This window comes from Nonomuraea sp. NPDC003709 (genome assembly GCF_040610775.1).
In the GTDB taxonomy this organism is placed as follows: Bacteria; Actinomycetota; Actinomycetes; order Streptosporangiales; family Streptosporangiaceae; genus Nonomuraea; species Nonomuraea angiospora_A.
Map to the genome: position 1 here is coordinate 344,849 of NZ_JBEXMW010000013.1, position 23,662 is coordinate 368,510.

At 71.0% G+C, this 23,662-nt stretch carries 22 protein-coding genes and 2 pseudogenes; 10 read left to right on the forward strand and 14 right to left on the reverse strand.

Annotation, left to right across the window (positions count from 1 at the left end; translation table 11 throughout):
* Nucleotides 1-87: 87 nt before the first annotated feature.
* The gene (locus ABZX61_RS35750) at nt 88-921 is read right to left on the reverse strand and encodes an alpha/beta hydrolase (protein ID WP_355200528.1); all 834 of its coding nucleotides are present in this window, start codon (nt 919-921) and stop codon (nt 88-90) included.
* Between the two features lie 62 nt (nt 922-983).
* Nucleotides 984-2,210 (reverse strand): MFS transporter, encoded by a 1,227-nt coding sequence (locus ABZX61_RS35755; protein WP_355200530.1) that lies wholly within the window; start codon nt 2,208-2,210, stop codon nt 984-986.
* A 121-nt stretch (nt 2,211-2,331) separates the two neighbouring features.
* Between ABZX61_RS35755 and ABZX61_RS35760 the strand changes: the two genes are divergently transcribed.
* A complete protein-coding gene (locus tag ABZX61_RS35760) occupies nt 2,332-3,285 on the forward strand; it encodes a LysR family transcriptional regulator (protein ID WP_355200531.1) in 954 nt (317 codons plus the stop codon).
* A 121-nt stretch (nt 3,286-3,406) separates the two neighbouring features.
* Here ABZX61_RS35760 and ABZX61_RS35765 read toward each other — a convergent pair whose 3' ends face one another.
* A complete protein-coding gene (locus ABZX61_RS35765; protein WP_355200532.1) occupies nt 3,407-4,153 on the reverse strand; it encodes a helix-turn-helix domain-containing protein in 747 nt (248 codons plus the stop codon).
* Nucleotides 4,154-4,228: 75 nt separating this feature from the next.
* Here ABZX61_RS35765 and ABZX61_RS35770 point away from each other — a divergent pair, with 75 nt between their 5' ends.
* The 4 genes from ABZX61_RS35770 (at nt 4,229) to ABZX61_RS35785 (ending at nt 9,690) form a co-directional block, all read left to right on the forward strand.
* Nucleotides 4,229-4,672, forward strand: coding sequence for a DUF1707 domain-containing protein (locus ABZX61_RS35770; protein ID WP_355200534.1), 444 nt, complete (start codon nt 4,229-4,231; stop codon nt 4,670-4,672).
* Nucleotides 4,669-5,454 (forward strand): ABC transporter ATP-binding protein, encoded by a 786-nt coding sequence (locus ABZX61_RS35775; protein WP_355200536.1) that lies wholly within the window; start codon nt 4,669-4,671, stop codon nt 5,452-5,454. The genes ABZX61_RS35770 and ABZX61_RS35775 overlap by 4 nt, the downstream gene beginning before the upstream one ends.
* Complete coding sequence (locus ABZX61_RS35780) at nt 5,451-7,982, forward strand: FtsX-like permease family protein (RefSeq protein ID WP_355200538.1); 2,532 nt, start codon at nt 5,451-5,453, stop codon at nt 7,980-7,982. Before ABZX61_RS35775 ends, ABZX61_RS35780 begins: the two co-directional genes overlap by 4 nt.
* Nucleotides 7,983-8,061: 79 nt before the next feature.
* On the forward strand, nt 8,062-9,690 hold the full coding sequence (locus tag ABZX61_RS35785) for a carboxylesterase family protein (protein WP_355200539.1): 1,629 nt from the start codon (nt 8,062-8,064) through the stop codon (nt 9,688-9,690).
* Between the two features lie 40 nt (nt 9,691-9,730).
* Here ABZX61_RS35785 and ABZX61_RS35790 read toward each other — a convergent pair whose 3' ends face one another.
* From ABZX61_RS35790 to ABZX61_RS35810, 5 genes are all read right to left on the reverse strand, one after another.
* Entirely contained in the window at nt 9,731-9,928 is a 198-nt protein-coding gene (locus ABZX61_RS35790; RefSeq protein ID WP_355200540.1) for a hypothetical protein, read from the reverse strand.
* Nucleotides 9,929-10,048: 120 nt separating this feature from the next.
* On the reverse strand, nt 10,049-11,203 hold the full coding sequence (locus tag ABZX61_RS35795; protein WP_355200541.1) for a hypothetical protein: 1,155 nt from the start codon (nt 11,201-11,203) through the stop codon (nt 10,049-10,051).
* A 1-nt stretch (nt 11,204) separates the two neighbouring features.
* Nucleotides 11,205-11,804 (reverse strand): sigma-70 family RNA polymerase sigma factor, encoded by a 600-nt coding sequence (locus tag ABZX61_RS35800; protein WP_355200542.1) that lies wholly within the window; start codon nt 11,802-11,804, stop codon nt 11,205-11,207.
* 363 nt (nt 11,805-12,167) lie between these two features.
* Nucleotides 12,168-12,329: a hypothetical protein gene (locus tag ABZX61_RS35805; RefSeq protein ID WP_355200543.1), complete on the reverse strand. Its 162-nt coding sequence runs from the start codon at nt 12,327-12,329 to the stop codon at nt 12,168-12,170.
* A gap of 60 nt (nt 12,330-12,389) precedes the next feature.
* Entirely contained in the window at nt 12,390-12,719 is a 330-nt protein-coding gene (locus ABZX61_RS35810; protein WP_355200545.1) for a Tn3 family transposase, read from the reverse strand.
* A 141-nt stretch (nt 12,720-12,860) separates the two neighbouring features.
* On the opposite strand from ABZX61_RS35810, the gene ABZX61_RS35815 reads away from it, so the two are divergent.
* Complete coding sequence (locus ABZX61_RS35815; protein WP_355200547.1) at nt 12,861-13,001, forward strand: hypothetical protein; 141 nt, start codon at nt 12,861-12,863, stop codon at nt 12,999-13,001.
* A 40-nt stretch (nt 13,002-13,041) separates the two neighbouring features.
* Here ABZX61_RS35815 and ABZX61_RS35820 read toward each other — a convergent pair whose 3' ends face one another.
* Nucleotides 13,042-13,632, reverse strand: coding sequence for a hypothetical protein (locus tag ABZX61_RS35820; protein WP_355200549.1), 591 nt, complete (start codon nt 13,630-13,632; stop codon nt 13,042-13,044).
* Between the two features lie 248 nt (nt 13,633-13,880).
* Nucleotides 13,881-14,723 carry an alpha/beta hydrolase gene (locus ABZX61_RS35825; protein WP_355200551.1) on the reverse strand — a complete coding sequence of 281 codons (843 nt, stop codon included), beginning with the start codon at nt 14,721-14,723 and terminating at the stop codon, nt 13,881-13,883.
* A 94-nt stretch (nt 14,724-14,817) separates the two neighbouring features.
* On the opposite strand from ABZX61_RS35825, the gene ABZX61_RS35830 reads away from it, so the two are divergent.
* The 3 genes and pseudogenes from ABZX61_RS35830 to ABZX61_RS35840 form a co-directional block, all read left to right on the forward strand.
* Nucleotides 14,818-15,393 carry a TetR/AcrR family transcriptional regulator gene (locus ABZX61_RS35830; RefSeq protein ID WP_355200553.1) on the forward strand — a complete coding sequence of 192 codons (576 nt, stop codon included), beginning with the start codon at nt 14,818-14,820 and terminating at the stop codon, nt 15,391-15,393.
* Nucleotides 15,394-15,562: 169 nt separating this feature from the next.
* Nucleotides 15,563-15,718: pseudogene (locus tag ABZX61_RS35835) on the forward strand (transposase); the annotation flags it as partial.
* Nucleotides 15,706-15,951: pseudogene (locus ABZX61_RS35840) on the forward strand (hypothetical protein); the annotation flags it as partial. The pseudogenes ABZX61_RS35835 and ABZX61_RS35840, both read left to right, overlap by 13 nt.
* Before the next feature lie 56 nt (nt 15,952-16,007).
* Here the strand turns inward: ABZX61_RS35840 and ABZX61_RS35845 are convergent.
* From ABZX61_RS35845 to ABZX61_RS35860, 4 genes are read right to left on the reverse strand one after another with little or no spacing between them, the layout of a single operon-like run.
* Nucleotides 16,008-18,119, reverse strand: a complete 2,112-nt coding sequence (locus ABZX61_RS35845) for an FtsX-like permease family protein (protein ID WP_355200555.1) — start codon at nt 18,117-18,119, stop codon at nt 16,008-16,010.
* Nucleotides 18,116-21,286, reverse strand: coding sequence for an FtsX-like permease family protein (locus ABZX61_RS35850; protein WP_355200556.1), 3,171 nt, complete (start codon nt 21,284-21,286; stop codon nt 18,116-18,118). Before ABZX61_RS35850 ends, ABZX61_RS35845 begins: the two co-directional genes overlap by 4 nt.
* 16 nt (nt 21,287-21,302) lie before the next feature.
* The gene (locus ABZX61_RS35855; RefSeq protein WP_355200558.1) at nt 21,303-22,007 is read right to left on the reverse strand and encodes an ABC transporter ATP-binding protein; all 705 of its coding nucleotides are present in this window, start codon (nt 22,005-22,007) and stop codon (nt 21,303-21,305) included.
* 20 nt (nt 22,008-22,027) lie between these two features.
* Entirely contained in the window at nt 22,028-22,960 is a 933-nt protein-coding gene (locus tag ABZX61_RS35860; RefSeq protein WP_319709680.1) for an ABC transporter ATP-binding protein, read from the reverse strand.
* A 480-nt stretch (nt 22,961-23,440) separates the two neighbouring features.
* Here ABZX61_RS35860 and ABZX61_RS35865 point away from each other — a divergent pair.
* Nucleotides 23,441-23,662, forward strand: a 222-nt coding sequence (locus ABZX61_RS35865) for a hypothetical protein (protein ID WP_355200560.1), incomplete at its 3' end; no start/stop codon positions are given.

Below are 23,662 nucleotides of genomic sequence, written 5' to 3' on the forward strand. Positions count from 1 at the left end.
TGACCTTCGGCACCGCGGCACTGGTGGTCCGATGGCTCGCCGCAGGGAAAGAAGCGAGCTCTGGGTCCTGGCGGAGATGTTCCGGTCTCAGCGCTCGTGCAGGACGTCGCGCAGCCGGGCGGCGAAGCGATCGGGGTCCTCTACGAAGCCGGTGTGGTCGCCGGGGAACAGTGTGGGCTCAAGGCCCAGTGCCGTGGCCAGCGCCCGAGAGGTGCGGTCGCACAGCTGCCTGCTCGAGTCGTCGCCGATGCCGACCACGATGTCGATCGGGGTCGCGCGCAGGACGTCCAGGTCAGGCTGCCATCGGGTCGTCGCCCGCAGTTCGTGGGCGAACCAGCGGCGTTCGTCGGCGACTTGCCGCGGATCGCGGTCCCCGCCGAACATCGTCTCCAACGCGCCCTCGGGCATGATGATGTTGGCCTGGGCCATGACCTTTGCCCAGGCCCCGACGACGTCGCCGGCGAGATATGTGGCAATGAGGTCATCGGTTGTGGCGTGTAGCCGCTCACGATCTGCCAGCAGCTCGATCAACGGGGGTTCGTGGGCGATGACGGTGCGGACCTGCTCGGGATGGGTCTGCGCCAGAGCCAGGGCGGTGACCGCGCCGCCGCTGGAGCCCAGGATCGTGGCCGGTCCGGCGTCCAGATGTGTGAGCAGCCGGGACAGGTCGTCGGCGCGCAGCGGCGGGGTCGAATCCTGGCCGGGGTCATCGAGTGGGCTGCGGTTGATGCCGCGCGGGTCGGTGGTGAGGACGGTGTGGTCGGAGGCCAGCAGGTCGGCCAGCGGCGCGAAGGAGGTGGCGTCCATCGGGGCGCCGAGAAGCGCCACGAGCGGACCCTGACCGCGCACCTCGTAATACAGGCGTCCGCCCGGGATCTCGATGATGTGGCTGGTGAAGGGAATGGTCGACGAATGGGTCATGGGAGTTAGCCCTTTCCGGTCACGGGGTGGAATTCCGGCCGGCGATGCGGCCGGCAGGTCAGTCATGTGGTGGAGCTGGGGGCATCGGCTCGACGGTGAGCGTTCGAGGTGGTGGTCTGGGTCCGGATGACCGCGGCGAACAGGGGCGGTGCCGCGGCCGCCACGACCAGGGCCAGGGCCGCCGGGATCACCAGGGCCAGCGACAGCGTCGCCGCCGTGGCGACGTAGCCGATGAGCGCCGGTCCGACCAAGCCTCCGCCGTAGCTGATGGTGGTGACCATGGAGAGCCGTCGAGCGCTCCCGTCGCCCGCTCCGAGCAGACTGGTCACGATCGGCCACACCACCGCCATTCCGGCGGCCGCGAGGGCCCAACCGGCGATGGCGCACCCCACGCGCGTCGACGCGGCCGCGGGTAGTGCACCCGCCAGCAGCACCAGGCCATATCCGGCGGTAGCGGCGCCGCCGGCCAGCCGGATGGTGCGTACGGCGCCGAGCCGGGCACGTACGGCGTCACCGAGGAAGCGCACCAGCGTCATCGCCGCGAAAAAGACCGTGTAGACCAGCGAGCCTGTTGCCAGATCGCCACCGAGTGTCCGGGTGGCGTGCACACCCGCCCAGTCCGTGGCGGCGCCCTCGGTGATGAAGGCGGCAGCACCGACCACCCCAAGGGCGATCACCAGCCCTGGACGGAGCGGCGCCGACTTCTGTACGGTCCTGCCTTCCTTCCGGACGTCCGGGCTCGGCGGCGTCGGCTCGTCCAATTTGCCGCCGGCCGCCAGCATGGCCAGAGCCAGCGTGAGCGCACCGGCGGCCATCAGCAGCCGCACGTCCGTACCGACACGCAGAGCTGTCGTGACCACCGCGCCGCCCGCCACCGCACCCAGCGTCCAGGTGCCGTGCATCGTCGCCATGATGGGCCGCTCCAGCGCACGTTCGACGGCCACGGCTTGAACGCTCAACGCCACGTTGAGCACGCCCATCGACATTCCGAGTACGATCACGGCGATCATCAGCGACTCGACGGAGGCCGCGACGGCGGAGCCGGTCAGTGCGAACGACGCGGCTGGAGCGGCCGCCTTCAGCACGCGCCGCCCGCCCCACCGATCAGCCAGCCATCCGGCGACCGGCATCGCCGCGAGCGCCCCGGCGGCCAGGGCCATCAGGAGGCCGCCCAGCAGCCCTTCGCCGAGGTCCAGTCGTGCGTTCGTGGCGGGGAGCGTGGCGCCCCACAACGCGTTCAGCACACCGGTCAGTCCGTAGTAGAGCGTGACCGTCCCTCGTGCGGCCATGGTCTCCTCCCTTCCACGGTGGATCTCGTGATGCGATCCTGGCCGACCTCACCGCACAGGGTCCAACACTTGTTCGAGTGATACTTACGCGCCAAGTGTGTTAATCGGGTAAAACGGAGCCGTGCCTGACGACGTGGAGATGCGGCTGCTGCGCAACTTCGTGGCCGTGGCGGAGGAGCTGCATTTCAGCCGTGCCGCCCAACGGCTCTTCCTGGCGCAGCAGGTCCTCAGCCGCGACATCCAGCGCCTGGAGGATCGGATGGGTGTCCGGTTGCTGGAGCGCACCACCCGCCGTGTCACGCTCACGTCGGCAGGCAGTCTGCTGCTGGGCCGGGCGCGAGAAATCCTGGCGCTCTATGACTCGACCATGCTGGAACTACGCGGCCAGCCACGCTCATTGACCGTCGACGTCGTCGGCTCCGGCCTCACCCCCGCGTTGGTCCTGGCGGCGGCGCGTGCGCGGGCTCCAGGGGTGGAGTTCTTCGCCCGCTTCTACACCGGCACCGAGGCGGCTGTGCCGCTGGTGCTGTCCGAACGACTGGATGTCACGTTCGGCCGCCATCCGGGGCTGCTCAAGGGAGTGCGCCACCGCGTTGCCCGGTACGAGCCCATCGCTGTGCTGTTGCCCGAACACCACCCGCTGGCTCGGTTGGACGTCGTGTCACTGGAGTCGCTGCGCGGCACCGGGGTGTGCATCCGCGCAGGCAACCACGCGACACCTGGCTGGGAGCACGCGGTCCTCCAGTTGCTGGCCCCCTTCGGGGTCGATCCGGCCATGGCACATCCACACGTCCAGGGCGTCGATGAGCTCGTCCAGCACATCCGCGACCGCAACGCACCCATCCTCACCATGACCACTCAGCCGGCCGTACCCGGCGCTGTCCTGCGTCCGCTCAACGACCCGGTCGCCCTGTTCCCCTGGACGATGGTGTGGCGCGCCGACCTCGATCACCCCGGCCTGCGCGCCCTCCACGAGGCAGTGGACGATCTGACCGCCACGCACGACTGGCTGTCGGCACCGGACGACGCCTGGGTCCCCGAACCCGAAGCAAGCCGGCCGACCGGGTCGAGATGACCATCGGTCCCCTCTGCGGGGATGCGAGTCGTCGAACACCGGTAGCGCCACACGACGCACCAGGTCGGCGGGCCTGGCACGGAGGCGCGGCCCATGGTCGGGTCCGGTGACGGCAGCCGCTTCACGTCTCCGTTTTCTGCTCGGCGATCAGGGCCTCTATACCGTCCAGAATCCGGTTCAGCCCGAATTCGACGTCGCTCTGGGGAAGCTCGTCCTCGATGTAGGCCAGATTCATCATCAGCGTGGCCGCTCTCGGATAGCCGCGATCGCCCAGCAGCGGCAGCAGGAACTCGAGCGTCGCCGCTGACGCCTCCGCCTGCGCGGTTTCCTTCATGGTGTGCGCCAGACGCGCGACGCTGCGCGCGTAACCGTCGAGGAGCAGGGCGCAGCCGAGCGTGTCCTGCTCGTTCAGCCCGGAATCGGCCATGCCCTCCAGGAAGGTTTCCAGCCATCCCACCAGATGAGGCGTCATGGGGGCGGTGTGGACGGGCACGTCCAGCACCCATGGGTGTACCTGCGCGCGGCCGATCATGGCGCGGGTCCACTCGGCGGCCGCGTCGCGCCAGTTTCCGGCCTGCCGTACGGATTCGGGAGGCGGCCCCCAACCGGCCTCGGCCAGCAGGACGACCAGCTCTTCCTTTGAGCGGATATAGCGGTAGAGGGCGTTGGCGGTGACGCCCAGCCGCCCGGCGATCTTGGGCATCGAAAGCCCGGCGAAGCCCTCCGCGTCGGCGACCTCGACGGCGACCGCGACGATCCGCTCGACGCTGAAGGCCGGCTTGGGCCCGCGCCGTCGCGCGGACGGCGTGAAGCCCCACGCCAGCGCGATACCGGGCGGCAGCTCCGCCTCCCTCTTGTCATCCACCACGGAGCATCATCCCACGACAAGAAAACTGTTCATGCCTTACACTAATTCTGCTGGACCAGGATGAGGAGGCTGAAAGTGAGCGAGTCGGACAGCGCGGAGGCGTTAGTGGGACGCCTCCTCAGGCCCGGGCAAGTGCCTGTGTCGGCGGCGGAGCGGCAGGCGGCGGCCGACCGGCTCGACCGGGCCGAGTTCGCCGGATCGATCTCTGGTGAACAGGCGGACGAGCGGCGTGCCCGGTTGTCCACCGCCAGGACGCGGAACGATCTGGGAGTGGCTCTGAGCGGCCTGTCCGGCTCGGAGCCGACGATTCTGCCGCGCCTGCTGAGCCTCGTCACGCTGGTGTGGTTCGGCGCGGTCCTCATCCAGCTCGCCGTCTGGTTGATGATCGGTTTCATCGGAGGGCAGTTCTCCGACCTGTGGTGGTTGTGGAGCGTGGTCGTCGGCGGTGCCGTGGTGGGCGCGCTGTGGCTCGTCGCCGAAGGTCAGTACCGCGCCTGGCTGTCGGGGGATTCCCGATGACGACGGCGAACGCGCCGGTCCACCTCGACCAGGTGCGCAAGACCTACGGAAGCGGCCAGAACGCGGTGACGGCGCTCGCCGGGGTGTCCATCGGCTTCCCCCCGGGCAGCTTCACCGCGGTCATGGGGCCCTCCGGTTCGGGCAAGAGCACACTGCTCCACTGCGCCGCCGGTCTCGATGAGCCGACCTCCGGCACGGTCACCCTCGCCGGCCGGCCACTGGCTGGGATGAGCGAGACGGACCTGACCCTCCTGCGCCGTGATCACGTCGCCTTCGTCTTCCAGGCGTTCAACCTCATGCCCGCCCTCAACGTACGCGAGAACGTCACCCTGCCCGCCATGCTGGCCGGACGCGAGGCAGACCCGGCCTGGGTGTCGGAGGTCATCGCCAGGGTCGGTCTCCAGGACCGGGTCACGCACCGCCCCGGTGAGCTCTCCGGAGGCCAGCAGCAACGGGTCGCCATCGCCCGCGCGCTGGCGAGCAGAGCGTCGGTGCTCTTCGCGGACGAGCCGACGGGAGCGCTGGACAGCCACACGGCGGTCGAAGTGCTCACGCTGATCCGCGACCTCGCCCGCATGGGGCAGACGATCGTGATGGTCACCCACGATCCGGTCGCCGCGTCGTACGCCGACAACGTGATCTTCCTCCTGGATGGCCAGTTCGTGGCGGAGATCCCCTCCCCCACGGCCGCGGAGGTGGCCGATCGCCTGGCCCGGCTCGGCTCCCTGGCGAAGGCGTCCCCCGCGAAGAAACACGACAGCGCGGCACGAGGTCAGCGATGATCAGACTCTCTCTGGCCAGCCTGCGCTTCCGTGCTGCGCAGTCCCTCGCCACCTTCGCCGCCGTGCTGCTCGGCTGCTCGCTGCTCACCGCATGCGCCGGGCTCTTCGAGTCGGCCATCCGCCTCGAAGCACCGGCGCAACGGCTCGGCGGGGCCGCCGTCGTCATCGCCGGTTCAGCCGGTTTCCACCTGCCCGACGAGGAGCCGGAGACAGTGCCCTACGCCGAACGGCCGCGCGTGGATCCGGCTCTGGTGGCCCAGGTGGGCAGCATACCCGGCGTCGGCCGCGCGATCCCGGACTTATCCTTCCCCGCTGTCGTGGTCGCGAGGGGCCGGCTGCTGGGAACGCCGCTGACGGGACACGGGTGGGAGTCCGCCGCGCTCACCCCGTACACGCTGGGCCGGGGTGCGGAGCCGCGCTCCGCCGGCCAGGTCGTGCTCGACGCCGCCCTGGCCGGCGCTGCCGGCAAGGGGCCGGGCGACAAGATGGACATCGTGGTCGGCGGGCAGCCGCAGTCCTTCACCGTAACCGGTGTCGCACAGACGCGACACCAGGTCGATGCCCCAGCGATCTTCTTCTCGGCCCCGGACGCGAAGCGGTTCTCCCCCCGCCCTGGCATGGCCGACGCCATCGGCGTGCTCCCCGCCGGCGACACCTCGGCCGAGGAACTGGCGCGGCGGCTGGAGGGCAGGCTTGCCGCGGATCTGACGATCCTCACGGGCGACGATCGGGGCACGGCCGAGTTCGCAGGCATCACCGCGAGCCGGTTGCCCCTGATCCTGCTGTCGAGCATCTTCGGCGGCCTGGTGCTCGTGGTCATGACGCTCGTGGTGTCGGCCACGATCAGTCTCACCGTACGCGGGCGCCGGCGGGAGCTCGCACTGCTCAGAACCGGTGGGGCCACCCCTCGGCAGGTCCACCGCATGGTCGTGGCCGAGACGATGCTCGTGTCCGCGCTCGCGGCGCTCGCCGGAACGCCGCTCGGAGGGCTGCTCGGCCGCTCGATCTTCTCCCTGAGCGCGGAACGCGGTGTCGTGCCGCCGCAGCTGGAGTTCCGGCCGGGCATCATCGCGTTCGCCGCCGGACTCCTCCTGGCCCTGCTGATCCCCTGGCTGGCCGCCGTCCTCGCGGCACTACCCGCCGCCCGGGTACGGCCCATCCAGGCCCTGGCCGAGGCTGCGATCCCCCCAGCGGGCGTCGGGCCGACGCGCCGGCTCCTCGCCGTCGTGCTGGCCGGAGCCACCGTGATACTGGCCGTGACGACGATGTTCCTTGATCCGGACACCGCATCGGCAGTCGGGGGCCCGGCGGTCCTCACCGGAGGCGTCGCCGTCGCGCTGGTCGGCCCGGAGCTGCTCGACCGGCTGGTCGGCAGGGCAGCCGGCGTCATCGGCAAGACCGGCGGGCCGGGCGGCGTACTCGCCGTCATCAACACCCGGGCCAGGGCCACGCACTTCGCGTCCGTGCTGACACCCCTCGTGCTGGCCACGGCCATCGCCCTGAGCAACGTGTACGCACAGACGACACACGATGACGCCGCCGTACGGCGCCAGGTGGAGCAGTTCCAGGCGGACGCCGTCATCACCTCCGGCGCAGGCGGTGTCTCCGCCGCTCTCCTGGCGCAAATCCGCAGGACACCCGATGTGGCCGGCGCGTCCGAGCTCGTGTCCAGCAGAGGCTGGATCGAGAAGCCCTACGACTCTCGCGGCAGCGACCCAGGCACCCTGCTGGGCATCGACACCCAGGACAAGGCACCGGTCCTGGCCACCCCGGTCACCTCGGGCTCGCTGCGCGGCCTCACTGGAGAGACCGCCGCCCTGCCCGAGGCCCAGGCGGAGGAACTCGGCATCAAGCTGGGTGACCGGATCAGGGTACGGCTCGGGGACGGCACGCCCGCCGACGTAAAGGTCATCGCCCTGCTCGACAGCCCTGCCGACCAGGGCGCAGTCGTGCTGCCCGCCGGACTGCTCGCCCCGCACACGACCGCGGGCCTGCCGTCCGCGATCCTCGTACGCGCCGCCTCGAATCAGGACACGCTGGTCAGCGCGCTCGAGAAGCACACGAGAGCCTGGCCGGACATCGCTGTCGGCGACCGGAGCCGCCTGTCGGCGATGTTCTCCGCGGAGCTGGGCATGCAGGCCTGGATCAGCTACCTCCTCGCCGTGCTGGCGATCGCGTACGCCGCCATAGCCACCGTCAACACACTGGCCGTGTCGGTGTTGTCGCGGCGCCGGGAGTTCGCCGCGCAGCGCCTCGCCGGCGCCACCCGCCGGCAGGTACGGCGGATGTTGGTCGTCGAGGGTTCCATCGTGGCCGCGATCAGCGTGGCGGTGGGCACGGTGATCGCCGCGTTCACCGTCCTCCCGATGGCCATCGCCGTCGGTTCGATCGTACCCACTGGCCCGATCTGGGTGCTTCTGGCGATGATCGCGGCGATCATGCTGATCGTGGTGCCGGTCACGCTCATCTCGGCCCGGCTCGCCATGCGGCGCGGACCCATGGAAGTGATCAGCTCCCCAGCCGTCTGAGCAAGGAATTCCCCGACTCACTCACCCCGCTGTCGTCACGACTTTGAGGCATCCCATGAGAAACAGCCTTCGGGCCACCATGACCGTACTCCTCTGCCTTTTCACCGCGCTCACCGCAGCCCCACTGGCGACAGCCGCGAGCCGTCAGGCCGGCGCGGATCCGGCGGTGGTCCGTACCGAAACGGGACTCGTCCGAGGCACGCTGCACAAGGACTACCGACTCTTTCAGGGCATCCCGTACGCGGCGCCGCCCGTGGGGGCGCTCAGGTGGGGATCGCCACGCCCCGCCGCCGGATGGACAGGAGTGCGCGACGCGACCCGGCCCGGTCCCTCATGCGCCCAGACCATGGACTTCATCGGGGACAAGCCGAGCACCACCGAGGACTGCCTGTACCTCGACGTGACCACACCAAGGCGATCCGACCCCTTTCGTACGAAGCAGCTGCCCGTCATGGTGTGGATCCACGGCGGTGGTTTCCTGGGCGGCTCCGGAGCGATCTACGGCGCGGAGCGGCTGGCCGCCAAGGGCGACGTCATGGTGGTGACGTTCAACTACCGCCTCAATGCGCTCGGATTCCTGGCGCACCCCGCGCTGAACGGCGGTCCGGCCCGGCACGGGTCCGGCAACTTCGGGATCGAGGACCAGCAGGCGGTACTGCGGTGGGTACGAGCGAACGCGGCGTCGTTCGGCGGCGATCCACGCAACGTCACCCTCTTCGGAGAATCCGCCGGCGGCATGTCGAGCTGCGTCCACCTGACGGCACCGGGATCTCGCGGCCTGTTCCAGCGCGTCATCATGCAGAGCGGACCGTGCACCCTGCGCTGGCCATGGGCCCCGAGCTCGGCGGGACCGGATGCGGAGACCTGGCGTCCCAAGCCGCGGGCGCAGGCCGAGAAGCAGGCGATCGAGATCGCCACCGCCGCAGGCTGCGCCGACCCGCGCACAGCCGCCGCGTGTCTGCGCTCCAAGTCCGTGTCCGTCCTGCTGAAGGCCGTCGGCCCGCGCGGGCTCGCACCGGCCTATGGCGGAGGAGTGCTCCCCCGAGATCCCGTACGCGAGCTCAGGTCCGGCGCGTTCGCCCAGGTACCGGTCATGCACGGCATCACCCGGGATGAGCACGTCACCTTCCAGGTCGGCTTCGACGCCGAGGCGGGCGGGCCGATCGCGCGGAAGGACTACCCGGCGGTGCTCGGCAAGTTCCTGGGGCTGGACGAGAAGCAGACCGCCAAGGTGATCCGCCGTTACCCGCTGAGCGACTACAGGGGCTCGACGAGCTGGGCGATGGCGAGCACGCTGACCGACTGGGCGTGGGCCTGTCCCGCGGTGGAGACGAACAAGCTGCTCGGCCGGCGTGTGCCCACCTACGCGTACGAATTCGCGGACCGGACGGCGCCGTGGTTCAAGGAGGCGCCGCCGCAGAGCTATCCGACGGGTGCCTACCATGCCGGGGAGCTCCAGTACCTGTTCTCCCGCGCGTACGCCGGCCATGCCCTGTCACCGGCGCAGCGGCAGCTCTCCGACGAGATGATCGGCTACTGGACCCGCTTCGCCCACGACGGCAACCCCAACGGCGATCAGGCAGCCGAGTGGTCGCCCTACAGCGCGTCCCGCGGCCAGGTGCTGTCGCTCGCCCCTGGCCAGGACGGGATCGCCGAGGTGAACCTCGCCCGCGAACACCGCTGCGCCTTCTGGAAGTCCCTGACCTGAAGCCGAGGTCACGGTGCGGAACGGCACCAGACGATCGGCGTTAGGGAAACGGCTCACTCCGCGATGCGGCCGAGGCCGTGACAGCCGCGGCTACGACGCGAAACAAGAAGGGAACGACCGCAAGCCGTTCACGAAACGACCGAGCAGAACCGGGCACCTTGACGGAGAGCAGAAAACCGACTGAAGGAGGGAAGATGGGGTGGTCGTCGGCGATGATGACGCGGATCGGATCGCTCACGGCGCCTCCAAGGGAGGCTTGCACGCACCACGGTGCCGTGCGGAGTCCGGGGGTTCGATGATGCAGGTGCCGCCCGGTTCCGGTTCGCGAGCACCGGAACCGGCAACGTCCCTGGACATCTCACTTGCCGAGGTAGGCCCGTGCGGGGTCGGCGGCGGGCAGGTCGGACGGCATCAGCCGGACCGGGAGGATGCTGTGGTCCGGCAGCCGGCCGGGCCGGTCGACCACAGCCTGCTGCTCGATCAGGTACTCGTTGACGACCGTCCCGGCCTTCGCGCTGTCCTCGGCGTCCGGCAGCAGATCCTGGATCCCCATGAACGCGTGGGACACCGGGTCGAACAACATCCGCTGCCAGGGGTCGTCGCCCATGCCCCCGCCGCCGGCCCCGTCGATCGCGATCATCCGGCGGCCGCCCTGGACCGTGACCTCGCTCCTGGTCGCACCCGCCCGGCGCGACACGGCCTGGAACACGGCCTCACGCGCGGACGGCGGGATCAGCGCGAACACGTCCACCGCCTCCGGCTGGTTCCCCGGCCCGAACGCCCACGTGGGCGCCCGCAGCGCCGCCACCCGTCGCGGGTTGTCTCCCACGGCCGCCTGCTCGATCTGGGTCAGCCAGCCCTCGACCGACTCCACCGTTGCCGGGGTGGGCAGCGCCGGCACCATGACACCCGGTGACGCCATCCACGGCAACCGCACGTCCCCGCGCAGGTCCTGCCCGGCCTTCCCCGCCCGCATGTCGGCGCTGAGCTGGGTGGTCACGTGCCAACCGGGCCTCATCACCGAATAGGAGGACTCCCCTGCCGGACGGCGCACCCCGTTGTGCTGGACGGCTGCGCCCCGGCCGTCGGCCGATGCCCAGCTCTCATCGATCCCGGTGCTCTCCACCCACCCCTTGTCGCCGCCGTGGGCCCGCTCCACGAACCGGACCCGGGTGTAGACATACTGGGCGGCCGCCAGCGGCGGATCTGCCGCCGGTTCCGCTGTCGCCGGCCGCCCCGCCGTTGTGGCGGGCGGCGCAGCCGGCGACGTCCCGTCGTGCGCGCCCAACGGGAGCAGCCCATGCGCCGTCACCGCCACGACGGCGACCGCCGCGGCCGCTGCCAGCGGCACGCCCCACCGCAGCCTCCGGCCCACGACCCTCCCGAGCCGAGCGCCCCGGCCGGTGCGGGCCCGTACCGCCGCCTCCACCTGCGCGCCGGGTACGACCTGCGTCGGCCCGAGCCGCTCACCCATCTGCCGCAACGCCGTCATCTCATCCATCTCCGCGTCCATGTCAGCTCTCCTGGGTCGTCGTCAGGGCGTCCCGCACGAGACGGCGGGCGCGGTGCAGGCGGGAGCGTACGGTCCCGAGCGGGATCCCCAGCGCCTCGGCGACCTCGGCGTACTCCAGCTCCGCCCAAGCCACCAGCAGCAGCACGTCCCGGTCACCCCGCCGCAGGGAGCGCAGCGCGGCGGACAGCCCGACATCCACCGACCGGGCCAGCGCGGCCTCGGACGCGTCCGGCACGCCGTGGCCGAGCGGAACCGCCTCCAGCGCCGCCAGCGTGCTGAGGTGAGCACGTTCGGCACGCCAGCGCCGCGAGATCTGATGCACCGCGATCCCCATCAACCACGGACGGGCACTGTCCCGCTGCCGGTCGAACCGCCCCCGGATCCGGAACGCCGTCACGAACGTGTCCGCCGTCACGTCATCCGCGTGCTCGGTCCCCATCCGCCGCAACACGAAACCGTGCACCGCCGGCGCGTGCCGGCGGTACAGCTCCCCGAACACGTCCGGATCCGTCACCGACGCGGCCACCACGGCGGCGTCCGACCCCACCACCATGCCGACGTCCGTGTCCGCCGCGTGGCCGACTTCTGGTCCTGGTCGCATACCCCCGCCTCTCCCTCCCCCGGCGCCGCGGGCGCCCTATCATCCTTGTTGCCGAAAACCCGCGACAAAAGTTCACGCCACACCGGGATGGAGGGCATCAGGCAGGCGCCGTCCCACAGCCACTGAGCCAAGCGCGGCGATGACTGAACACGGCCAGTCCGGAATCATGATGTCCTGGTCCCCGCTCCGCCCAGCGACATGGCAGAGTCTGCCCTTCTTCGCGAGATTCGCCGCAACTTATGAGCCCGCCCAATAGCCGAGCAGGGGGATTGCTCCGCCTGGCTCGAAAATTGATGAGTTCGTGGGCAGGCGGCAGCGAACCTCGACCACGATCTCAGGTGAGGTTTCTGCGATGGGATTTAGTCAGGCAGCTGGTTGCACGGTCTTGCCGGTGAGGCGTTCGAGTTGGCTGATGAGATCGCGAGCGAAGACCCGCCAGAGGTGACGCAGGTCGTAGGCATAGGCGATGAGGATGTTGGGTGAGCAGTCGCGGGCCGCAAGGAACCGCAGGAAGCCCGAGACCACCTCGACGGGTTCGCCCTCATCGTTGAGTAACTCGACCCGGAGCTTTCCGCCGTCCAGGTGCTATTGCCGTACGCGCATCGACACCTCCAGGATCGACGTCCCACCCGGGAGGCTGCTCTGGCTACATCGTGTTGCCAGTGAGGTCTGCAGAACGTGAGGTGTCCATGTAACAACATGGCCGTGGGAGTCCACATAGTTGCCCTCGACCTTCATCGTGGTGCCGTGCCGTACCGCACCCTCGATCATCGCGTGCACCTCCGAGGCCGAGGCACACAACGTCTGGGAGTGCACGACCATGGACCCGCGCTCGATGTGCCAGTAGATGAGGATGCCGCGACCTCCGTACCGCGAATGCCACTCGGTGAAGATGTTCTGGTCGTAGGCGCGCACGTGTGTGGAGTCGGAGGCGACGGTGGTCGTGCCCTCGCCCTACAACTCCACGTCCCAGACGGTGAACGTCGCGTTCGCGACGTCCTGGGCGACCTGCGGGGTCAGATAGCGGCGCCGCACGTAGGGGATGGCGTCCTCGCTATGGACGTGGCCACCGAGGTGACGGGCTTCAGGCAGCCGGTGCGCAGCACCGCCTCCTTGACGTTCTCGGCCAGCCACACCGCGAGCTTCGTCGCGTCCACCGTCGTGCAGGTGCGAAAGCCCAGGTGCGTGCGGATCTGACTGCGGTGGTATTCGATCGTGGCGCCGATCTCGGAGCGTCTCAGCAGTCGGCCCCGGGCACGTCGCACACCCTCACGGCCATCTTCCGCGCCTGCCCGACCAGGCCGCGGAAGTCCTTCAGCGGCAGGCTCTTGGACACTCGGCCAGTCTCTCCGACGACGTACAGCGTGGACCCGCGCCGCATCGCGACGTACCTGAAGGAGGTCTCGTGATTCACGCTGCCGGCCCGCAGCGCCTCGTCGCCCGCGGTTGCGGGCTTGGTGAAGAAGCGCGAGCGGCGCAGGTAGCCCTTGTCCACGACCGCGCAGCGCGCCAGGCGCGTCCGTAATTGCCGCATCGCCCGCTCGGCGTACGCGACGTTCTTGTAGAGGACGAGCTGCTCGTCCTTCATGTCCATGTCGTCATCCGAGGTGTAGACCATTGTCCTGACCGCCACGCGGCCTGTGTCCCACGCCTTGCCGGTGTCGCACGGGTCCAGCCGCAGGGCCTTGCCTGTGGAGTCGCTCTTCTCGTATGCCTCCCCCGACTTGGCAGGTGGGTGCGACTCCATGAACAGCGTCCCCTTCGGCAGCCCGCCAAGGGTGCCGACGACCGCCGCCGTTGCCAGCGCGGCAATTCCCGTATGCAGCATCAAGCCTCCCCGTTGATCTAACAACGGGTACGACTCCGGCTGGCTCCGTTTTGTTCGTCTCTCTGTGAGGCTCCAAGAAACGGTAGTCATTATCAGAAGGCGTTGCGTCGTTTGCGCTGGGCAGGGAAGGCTGGTCAGGGACTTCGCGGGCGGGCTAGGGCTGCGGTTGAGCGAACAACCCGGGACGAGCCGCACGCCGTGGCCAGGCAGCCGCCGGGGTAGCGGGTAGTGCCACCCCGGCGGCGGGGTCACTTGGCGGCGAAGGCCAGCAGTGCCTCGTTGACCTCATCGGCGTGCGTCCACAGCAGGCCGTGCGGGGCGCCCTCGACCTCGACGTAGTGCGCCTCCGGGAACGCCTCGTGGAAACGACGCCCGGTGGCGTCGATCGGGAGGATGTTGTCCCTGGTGCCGTGCAGGATGAGTGACGGCTTTCCGGCCGCGCGCACCGCCGCGACGTCCTGGCGGAAGTCCTCGATCCACGCCGCCACCACCGCGTACGCGGCGACCGGGGCGGAGGTCGTGGCGGTGTTCCAGTTGGCGGCGACGACCTCCTGGCTGATCCTCGTGCCGAGATTCTCATCCAGGTTGTAGAAGTCCTTGTAGAACTGCGTGAACCAGGCGTATCGGTCGGCGCGGGCAGTGGCGACGATGCCGTCGAACACCGACTGCGGTACTCCGGCGGGGTTGTCGTCCGCCTCCACCAGGTACGGCTCCAGCGACGCCAGGAAGGCCAGCTTGGCGACGCGCTCGTGGCCGTGGTTCTTGACGTAGCGGGCGAGTTCGCCGGTGCCCATGGAGAACCCGACGAGAATGACCTCGCGCAGGTCGAGCGTCTCCAGCAGCGTGTTCAGGTCGGCTGCGAAGGTGTCGTAGTCGTACCCGCTCCCGACCTTGCTCGACTGGCCGAAGCCGCGGCGGTCGTAGGTGATCACCCGGTAGCCGGCGGCGAGCAGTTCGCGCGTCTGACGCTCCCAGCTGTGCCCGTTCAGGGGGTAGCCGTGGATGAGGACGACCGGCTGACCGGATCCCTGGTCCTCGTAGTACAGCTCGACGTCGGTGCTGTTCTCGGTGCCTACCTTGATGTGGCCCATGAGAAATCTCCCTCCAATCCGCTAGAGAACGATCGTTCTCCGCGTATGTCCACTACAGTAGAGAACGCTGGTTCTCTGCGCAACTGGAGCTCTCGTGATCGATGAGGAAACAGCACGTGACCAGGTCGTCTCCACCGCCGACCGGTTGTTCTACGCCCACGGTGTCCAGGCCGTCGGCATGGACGCCGTCCGCACCGAGGCGGGTGTCTCGCTGAAGCGCATCTACGCCCTGTTTCCCTCCAAGGACGACCTCGTCCTGGCAGTGCTCCGCCACCGGACCGAGCAGTGGGACACCGGCGTGGCCCGCGCCCTCGCCGCCGCCCGCACGCCGCGCGACCGGATGCTGGCCGTCTTCGACTTTCTGGCGGAATGGTTCCGCGAGGACGACTTCCGGGGCTGCGCCTTCATCAACTTCTTCGGCGAGCTGGCCGGTGGCAGCAGCCGGGTCGCCGAGGCGGTCAGGGAGCAGAAGACCTCTTTCCAGTGCCATGTCGCCGACCTGGTCCGCGAGGCGGGTGGTCCCGGCTACCTCGCCCCGCAGCTGGCCCTGCTCGCCGAAGGCGCCCAGACCACGGCCGCCATCACCGGGGACCCCGCCACGGCTGCCCACGCCCGCGCCGCCGCCGAGACCCTCATCGGTGCCGCCTTCAGTCCTGCCAGCAGATTCTGACCAGCCTTCCCTGCCCAGCGCAAACGACGAAAAGGACATCGACTCGCGCACGTTATCCAGTACATCCCGCGGACGTCGGTGTGAGCGCGGCTGCAGAACGGAAGGTCTCGCCCTGCGCTGCGGCGCTGTCGACCTCGCTGGGGCCTTCCCCCTGCTGCGGTGCATCCGACCGATCGAGTACTGGCTGTCCAGCCTTCCTCCCGATACCGACCCGGCCGACCTGGTCCGGTACGGCAAGATCCGCTGGCGGATCGAGCATGATTATCGCGAACTGAAGACCGGCCTGGGACTGGACCATTTCGAAGGCCGGTCTTGGACCGGCTGGGCGCCTCCAGCGGCGGGCCTACATCGGGGCAGCGTCTGGCGGCGCTGGCGGACACGAAGCTGGCGGGCCGTACTCAGCGGTTACGCGAACGGCGGGCCGCCGGCGAGTCCCTCGACGAGCTCCTGGCCGACGCATTCGCGCTCGCCCGGGAGGCGTCGTGGCGGGCCGAGGGGTACCGGCCCTCAGAGAACGGACTCGAGGCGGCGGCCGCGGTGCATCACGGGTCGATGGCCGAGGTCAAGGGCCGCGTAGCGGCGGCCGCGGTGGTGACCCTGGCGGCGTACCCGGCTCAGCTGCCGCCCGCGCGGAGTACCTCGCTCAGCCGTCGTCGGCGGCGTAGCGCCGATTCGACGGGCACCACGACGGCGACCGCCGCCAGGAACACGACCGCCACCAGGCCGAGCCCCCACCACGGCACCGCCAGGGCCGGATCGGCGCCGGTGAGCAGGCGCAGGGCGAGCGAGCCGAACGTCAGGCGGGCGAGCAGCACCCCGAGCAGCGGACCGCCCACAGCGGCGACCACCACCGGCGGCAGCAGTTCTCCCGCGGCGACCCAGCGAGCCTCCCGGGGCCGCAGCCCGAGGGTGCGCAGCCGGGTCAGGGTCTGCCATCGCTCCGGCGCGCCGGCTGCGGTGCCGAGAGCGAGTCCCAGCAGGCCCAGAACCGGCAGGGTTACCGCCGAGACCCACGCCAACCGCAGGAGTCCCGAGGCCAGCGGCCCAGCCGCAGTCCCGTGGCCGACAGCGGCGCCCAAGGTGAGCACGTACGAGGCCAAGGCCACGGAGGTCACGAGCACCAGCAGCGGTAGCACCCGGGCCGAGGTCGCCGCCGCCCTCGCGGCCCCGAACACCGCCAGCGGCCGGCTCGACCGCAGAAGCCGCTTGAGCACGAAGCGCATCACGAGGGACAGCGCCCGCGCCAGCATGAGCGCGCCTGCGAGCGCGCCGAGGGCAGGCGCGCTCGCGGGCAGCACCCCGCCACCGATTCCACGCTGGTACAGAGCGACGATGGCGCCGGACGCGGCCGCCAGCACCCCGGTCTCAAGGGCGGCCCGCCGCAGTCGTACGGTGTTGCGCACCCACCGCCGCGCGCCCCGGTTGGCCGGGACGCGGCGATCCCGGGTGGTGCGGGCGGCGGTGAGCGTGCCGAACGCCGGTCCGGCGGCGACGGCGGTGACCACCACGGGAGCCACCCACTCCCAAGAGACCCCCGGCGCGACGGCCCGGGCCAGACCGAGCCCGGCCGCCGCGGCCAGCAGCGCCATCACGGCGGATTCGAGCAGCAGCTCGCCGCCGATCACCGGTAGCGACATCCCCCTCTGCCGGGCGGCGGCCAGGGCGGGAGCACGGCGGTGTACCAGCAGGTCGGCGGCGAGCAGCAGTACCAGGACCGCGACGGCGAGCAGGGTGATGAGCAGGATGGACGCCTGCGCGGACGCGGCGTCGACCTGGGAGCTCACGTTCCGCAACACCCCGTCGAGCCGGGTCTCCCACTTCAGCGAGCCGTCCCGGGCGCCAGAGGAGCCGGAGGCCGCCTTGAGCGCGACCACCTTCGCGGCGACCGACGGGACCTCGTCCCAGGTGAGCCGGGTCGGTTCGGGCGTGAACCAGACGGTACGCCGCAACTCGTCCTGGCCGAAGGCGAGCCGGGCGTCGGGCAGCGAGTCGCGTGACAGCAGCCCGGCGAACCGGGTGCTTCCCGTGCCGTCCGCGCCGACGACGGGACTCAGTAGCGAGGGGAGGAGCCGCCAGGCGGGATCGGCGCTGTCCCCAGGCCGGAAGATGCCGCTGACCTGGACCTTCTTGACATTCCCCTGGTCGTCTGCCAGCGGGATGCGGGAGCCGGGACGGAGCTGGAGAGCGGCGGCGCCCGCCTCCGACAGGCCCACCTGCACCGGCCACGGCGGCGCGCCGTAGGGAACCTCCGCCGTCGCGGAGGCGGTGGGCCGGGGCGGGCCGCCCGCGATCCAGGTCACGTCGGGCCCACCGTCGCGGGCCACATAGGCGAGCTGGAACGTACGCAGCACGCTGCCATCGGTGATCTTGAGGGTGGGGCTGGTGACGGTGCCGACGGGTGGACGCAGGGCGGCGCGCAGGCCGGGGCCGAGTTCGTCCGTCGCCCTGGCTCGGAGGTCGTCGACGTCCTCGGCGAGGCGAGGGTGCCGGACGCGGCTGCCGTTCGGCCCGTCGTCGCCTTCCATGCGGGCGTGGACCTGGAGGTCGCCGCCGGTCCTGCGTACCGCGTCCCGTACGGCGGCGTCGGCGGTCGCGGACAACGTCGGCGGCATCGCGCCGGCGAGCAGCGTGACGACCGCCACCACGACGGCGGCCAGGAGCAGCGGCCCGGCGTCCGCGCGGGCGCGGCCGACGACGCTGGGCCAGTGCGGTGCCGGGATCCTCACGACGCCACCCGCAGATACGCGGCATCGGCAAGCCGGGCCTGGACGACGACCACCGCGCTCACCGCCAGCGCGCACCCGGCCAGCAGCCCCGTGAGCAGGGCGGCCTCGGCGGCCCACGGCCAGACGGGCAGAACCTCGGGGACGGGAGCGGCGCCCGTATCGGAGCGGACGAGCAGAGGCGCGACGACGCGGGTGGCCAGCGCGCCGACGACCGCGCCCGCCGCGAGCAGCGGCAGCAGGATGCCGACGTGCTGGCCGAGCAGCACGGTACGGATCTCGCGCCGGGTCATCCCGAGACCCCGCAGGCGCGCCATCTCGACCGCGCGGGCCCGCAGGTCGAACGTCACGTGCAGGACGATTCCGGCGATCATCAGCAGCACTGCGGCCGGTACGAGCAGCCGGAGCACGGCCGGGAGCCCGGCCCGCAGCGGGCCGCCCGTGAGCCGGGCGGTCTCGGACGCGCGCGTGGTGACGCTGCCGAGGCGGAGATCGGCCGCATCACCTCTGGCGGGATGGCCGACCCACCACGCGTCCACGGGCATGTCGAAGTCGCCGCTGACGGCGAGGGCACGGGAGAGGGCGTCGAAGTCGGCCAGGATGGCCGCGGCACCCGGAGCGGACGGCACGGCCGGCAGCACCTCGGCCACGCTGACCTGTACGGGGGTGAGGCCGACGGTGAGGTCGAGCCGGGAGCCGCGCCGGGCGTCCACCTCGTCGGCGAAGCGGGCGGAGACGGCGACGGGCACCGGTCCCGGGGCCGGGAAAGCAGTGGCGACCAGGTTCCTGGCGGCGTCCGGCGGGCCCTTCAGCGCGACGGTCGTCGTCATCCTCAGCTCGGTACCCGCGGGGGTGCTGGTCAGGGCGACGGCCGGATTGCCGAGCTGCCCGGGGGCCGGCCCGGCTGAGGTGGCGGTCCAGGGCGATGCCCCAGAGGCTGTTCCCGCCACGGTGAGAGTCACGGCGACGCGGCTGTCCCCCGTCGGGGGGTCCGCCAGGGCATCGGAGTGACCGGTGCCTACGTTCCCCGTCTCGACCGCGAATGGAAGGGACACCGCGACCAGCCGGAGCCCTTCGGCCGTCGCGCAGTCCGGCAGCGGATGCGCTTTGCCGTCGAGCGGGATGGGTTCACCGGTGCAAGGAGTACGCAGCCCTGTCGCATCCTGGAACAGCAGCCGGAGCGTCACGGTGAGCGGCGTCGTACCGGTTGCGTTGGCGACCAGGGAGAGCGCGGCTCCGGCCGGGACGGGAACACCGGCGGCGCGCGTCGGCGGCGCGAGAGCGGCGCCCACGGCGTTCCAGGTGCGTCCGTCGTTCAGCCGTCCGCGCAGCAGCGTCCCGGCACGAGTGGTGTCCACGGCGATCAGCCGCGGCGGGTCACCGGCGCCGCCGAGCCACTGCCCGACCGCGACGCCACGATCGGTGGCCGGGCTCACCTCTCCCCCGCTGGCCGCGGCGACCACCGGGCCCTGCCCGGCGGCGGGCGGGGCGATGAGGGTGAGCGCGAGATCGGTGCCGACGGACAGATCGGCCTGGTCCTGCTGGGAGCGCTGCCACGTGGCGTCGAACCCGATCCCGTACGTGGCCGCCGCGCAGCCCAGCCCGATGAGCAGCCCCGCCGCGACCGCTTGTGGCCTGCGGGCGGCTTCGAACGCGGCCAGCGGAACCATCAGCCCGCGAGCCCGTCCGGCCAGCCGTTCCACACCGCGCAACGCGGGCCACATCAGGCGCAACGCCACCGCGGATCCGGCGATGAGCAGCAGCGCGGGAGCGAGCACTCGTACGGCGTCCACGGGAGACCCTGAACCGGTCGGCTGATCGCGTAACTGCCACCAACCGACGGCGGCGAGCGCCACGAGCAGCAGGTCGGCGCCAGATCGGGCAAGCAGATCCCGCCGCCCGCGTACACCTCCTGAAGAGGTCCGCAGCGAGGGCACGACGAGCACCACCGCCAGCGTCAGCGCGCCGCCGGCGACGGACAGCACCTGTACGGCGTTCACGCCGAAAGGCGTGGCGAGCCCGGCCCCGGCCATAGGCGGCAGCCGGGTCAGCCCGGCGTGCAGGGCGGACGACGCCGGGATCGCGACCGCGGTGGCGAGCACGGCGAGCGCGCCGGCCTCGACGAGCGCGGCGGTGGCGAGTTGACCGCGGCCGACGCCCAGCGCGGACAGCAGGGCGGTCTCGTCGCTGCGCACACCGGCGCTGAGCCGACCAGCGAGGGCGAGGGCGGTCGCGGTCAGGACGAGGCCGATGGCGGCGACGGCGAGCACGGCGGCCGTGGTGACCCGCTGCTGATCGTGGGCGGCCAGCAGGGTCGAGGGCAATCGGGAGGCGACTCGCTGGATCCGTACCCGGTCGCCGAGCGTCTGCCCCAGCCGGCGGTCGGCGCCGAGCACGGCCTGGGTGACGGTGTCGAGGTCACGGCCGGCGGGAGCGGACAGGTCGGGGTGGGCGCTGATCTCCAGCCGGTCGAGGGTGGAGCCGCCGCCGAGCAGGTCGGCGAGGTCGACGATGAACGGCCCGTACGCGTGAACCGGCTGTGCGGAGCGGCCGTCGTGGTAGGCCGGATCGTATCCGGTGGCGGCGAGGGGGTCACGGTCCCAGCCGGTGCCCGGCAGCGGGCGTACGACCCCGACCACGCTCACCTCGATCCTCTGGTCGGGATCGTCGGCCAACTCTCTGCCGAGGCGGACCCGGCTGCCGACGGTCAGGCCGAGCTGCCGTGCGGTGCTTTCCAGGACAACGGCCTCCGTCGGCGCGACACCCGCCCGCGGCAGGCGTCCGGCGGCCAGTTGGGTGCGGGCCGGCAGGTCCTCCATCCCCGACAGATAGGCCACAGCCGGAACACCGGCGCTGGGGAGCGACCGCATCGCGGACGACGCGCGCGCGGCCGTCGTTGTCGCGAACGGAGCGAGGGCCGAGGTCAGCACGCCGAGGGTGTCGTCGGCGACGGATCTCGCGTGCTCGCCGCGAATGGTGACGGTGTAGGCGGTGACGTCGATCTGGTCGGAGGTGGCGCGAGAGGCGGCGGTTTCCAGGGCCTGCTCGGCGGTACGGGTGAGCAGGAGGGCGCAGGTGCCCAGCAGCGTGGGGCCGACCACGGCGACGGCCAGGAGGGCTGCCAGCAATGGCCATTCCGCACGGGCTCGCCGGGCGACCAGCCTCAGCACGGACAGCTCTTACTGATCACGCATCGCCCCGGCCGTTGGAGCGTCCGTCAGAGCGCATGCCGGGATGCTCGTCGAGATGCCCGTCGTTGATGCGGATCACCCGATCCGCCAGCGCGAGCATCGTCGGATCATGCGTGGCGACCAGCGCCGTCACCCCCTCGGACTCCACCACCCCGCGCAGCAGTGCCATCACCGACAGACCGGTCTCGGCGTCCAGCTGCCCGGTCGGCTCGTCCGCGATCAGCAGCCGGGGCGAGGCGGCCAGCGCCCGGGCGATCGCCACCCGCTGCTGCTGCCCGCCGGACAGCTCAGCGGGTAGCTGCTCGGCGTGGGCGGCCAGTCCGACCAATTCCAGCAGCAGCGCGACCCGCCGCTCACGCTCCACCGGCGGTACGCGGGCCAGCCGCAGCGGGGCGCCCACGTTCTCCGCGGCCGACAACACCGGGATCAGGCCGAAGGTCTGGAAGACGTACGAGACCTTCTCTCGCCGTAGCAGGGACAGGCCGTCCTCGTCGAGGGCGGTGATGTCCGTTCCGTCGACGAGGACCGTACCGGAGTCCGGGCGGTCCAGGCCGCCGATGATGTTGAGCAGCGTGGTCTTGCCGGAGCCGGACCGCCCGACGAGGGCGGTCATGGTGCCGGCCGCGAGCTCGAACGTCACATCCCGCAACGCGTGCACGGCGGTCGCCCCGCTGCCGTACCGGCGATGAACGCCACGCACGCTGACCAGGGACCCGCCGTTCATCCGGCCCCGCCGCCGTCGGGACGGATCGCGACGTGATCGGCTTCCAGCACCAGCCGGACCCGTCGCGTCAACGCCAGCGCCTCCCGGTAGTCGCGCGGCACCTGAATCCGCCCTGCCCGGTCCATCACCGCGTATTCCTCGGCGATCACCTGCGGGGCGCCGTCATCTCCGGTGGCGGTACGCCGCAATACCTCGCTGCTCGTGCGCCCGTCGCGAATCGCCACCGTCCGCTCCACCTGCCCACTGACCGCGGGATCGTGGGTCACGATGACGACGGTGACGCCCAGCCGCCGGTTGATCTCCCGCAACAGCCCGAACACCGCGGCCGACGTGGCGCTGTCCAGTTCCCCGGTCGGCTCATCGGCCAGCAGCACCCTGGGCTCGTTGGCAAGGGCCACCGCGATGGCCACCCGCATCTGCTGCCCGCCGGACAGCTGCGCGGGCCGCCGCTCGGCGCACTCGGCGACGCCGAGCAGGTCCAGCAACTCGGCAGCACGCCTGCGGCGTACCCGGCCGGGAGTGCGGGCCGCTGTCATCGGCAGGTCGACCATCTGCCGCGCGGTCAGGTACGGGATGAGGTTGGCGGCCGTCTGCTGGCGTACGAGTCCCACGGTGTGCCGCCGATACCGGACACGATCGGCCCGCGACATGTCCAGCAGATTCCACTGATCGACCCGCACCCGCCCGGCGGTGGGAGCGTCGACCCCGGCCAGGATGGACAACAACGTCGACTTCCCCGACCCGGACGCTCCGACGACGGCCACCATCTCCCCGCTGTCCACGACCAGGTCCAGCCCCTGCAGTGCCTGCACCTCGACCGACCCGGACTGGTAGATCCGCACCAGGCTCTCGCACACGATCAGCGCGTCTCGTCCGAACTCCGGCGCCTTCGCAGGAGGCTGCGGCAGGGATAAGGGCGTGATGGACATCCCCCTCCTCAACCCCCGCACGGCTCTGCCTTAGGGCCAGACTCTATCGTCCTCGCAAATCGGACCCCAAGACCATTTCACACCGCGGATCTCACCGTGCGCTCGCGTGAAGGGTGTCGATACTCCGTTCACGGTCGTGAGCTGCGGGTTTGCTTGGCTTCCCGGCCGGAGCGGCGCGGGCCGCCGCACCGCGGCGGCTCCGTCACCTAGGACGCCGCCAAGCACGAGCTCGGCCAGGTGCGCGACCTGCTCGCGCCAGCCGATCCGCGCGAGCCCGCCACCCGCACCCAGATCGCCGACCTGATCAAGCGCACCCTGACCGACACCGACGCCCTCCCAAACGCCTGAACGATCCGCCGCAAGATCACCCAGGAGATCACCGTCGAATAATCGCGGCGTTCGACGACACCATCGCCGAACGCCGCGCCGACCCCGACCCGCAGGTCCGGGCCACGGTGAAGTAGCGGCGGCACCCTGACCGTGAACCGGCAGCTCACCGCCCACGTCCTGCGCGCCCGCCGGCAACAGCGACTGCAGGAACGCCTGGCCAAGGGCGAATTGCTTCTGTGGTTGGTCGAGTCCGGCGATGGCTGCAGCTGTGGTGCGGGGCCGGGCCCCGACCCCAGCATGGCCACGGCGAAGGTGGTGGGCTGTGAGAGCCAAGGACAGGGGTCAAGGCCCCAAGACCCGGAGGATAACAAC

Excerpts from the sequence above, each read along its gene's own strand:
- ABZX61_RS35750 (WP_355200528.1), bottom strand. The coding sequence starts at position 921 with ATGACCCATTCGTCGACCATTCCCTTCACCAGCCACATCATCGAGATC.
- ABZX61_RS35755 (WP_355200530.1), bottom strand. The coding sequence starts at position 2,210 with ATGGCCGCACGAGGGACGGTCACGCTCTACTACGGACTGACCGGTGTG.
- ABZX61_RS35775 (WP_355200536.1), top strand. The coding sequence starts at position 4,669 with ATGACGACGGCGAACGCGCCGGTCCACCTCGACCAGGTGCGCAAGACC.
- ABZX61_RS35780 (WP_355200538.1), top strand. The coding sequence starts at position 5,451 with ATGATCAGACTCTCTCTGGCCAGCCTGCGCTTCCGTGCTGCGCAGTCC.
- ABZX61_RS35785 (WP_355200539.1), top strand. The coding sequence starts at position 8,062 with ATGACCGTACTCCTCTGCCTTTTCACCGCGCTCACCGCAGCCCCACTG.
- ABZX61_RS35795 (WP_355200541.1), bottom strand. The coding sequence starts at position 11,203 with ATGGACGCGGAGATGGATGAGATGACGGCGTTGCGGCAGATGGGTGAG.
- ABZX61_RS35800 (WP_355200542.1), bottom strand. The coding sequence starts at position 11,804 with ATGCGACCAGGACCAGAAGTCGGCCACGCGGCGGACACGGACGTCGGC.
- ABZX61_RS35815 (WP_355200547.1), top strand. The coding sequence starts at position 12,861 with ATGGACGTGGCCACCGAGGTGACGGGCTTCAGGCAGCCGGTGCGCAGC.
- ABZX61_RS35820 (WP_355200549.1), bottom strand. The coding sequence starts at position 13,632 with ATGCTGCATACGGGAATTGCCGCGCTGGCAACGGCGGCGGTCGTCGGC.
- ABZX61_RS35825 (WP_355200551.1), bottom strand. The coding sequence starts at position 14,723 with ATGGGCCACATCAAGGTAGGCACCGAGAACAGCACCGACGTCGAGCTG.
- ABZX61_RS35860 (WP_319709680.1), bottom strand. The coding sequence starts at position 22,960 with ATGTCCATCACGCCCTTATCCCTGCCGCAGCCTCCTGCGAAGGCGCCG.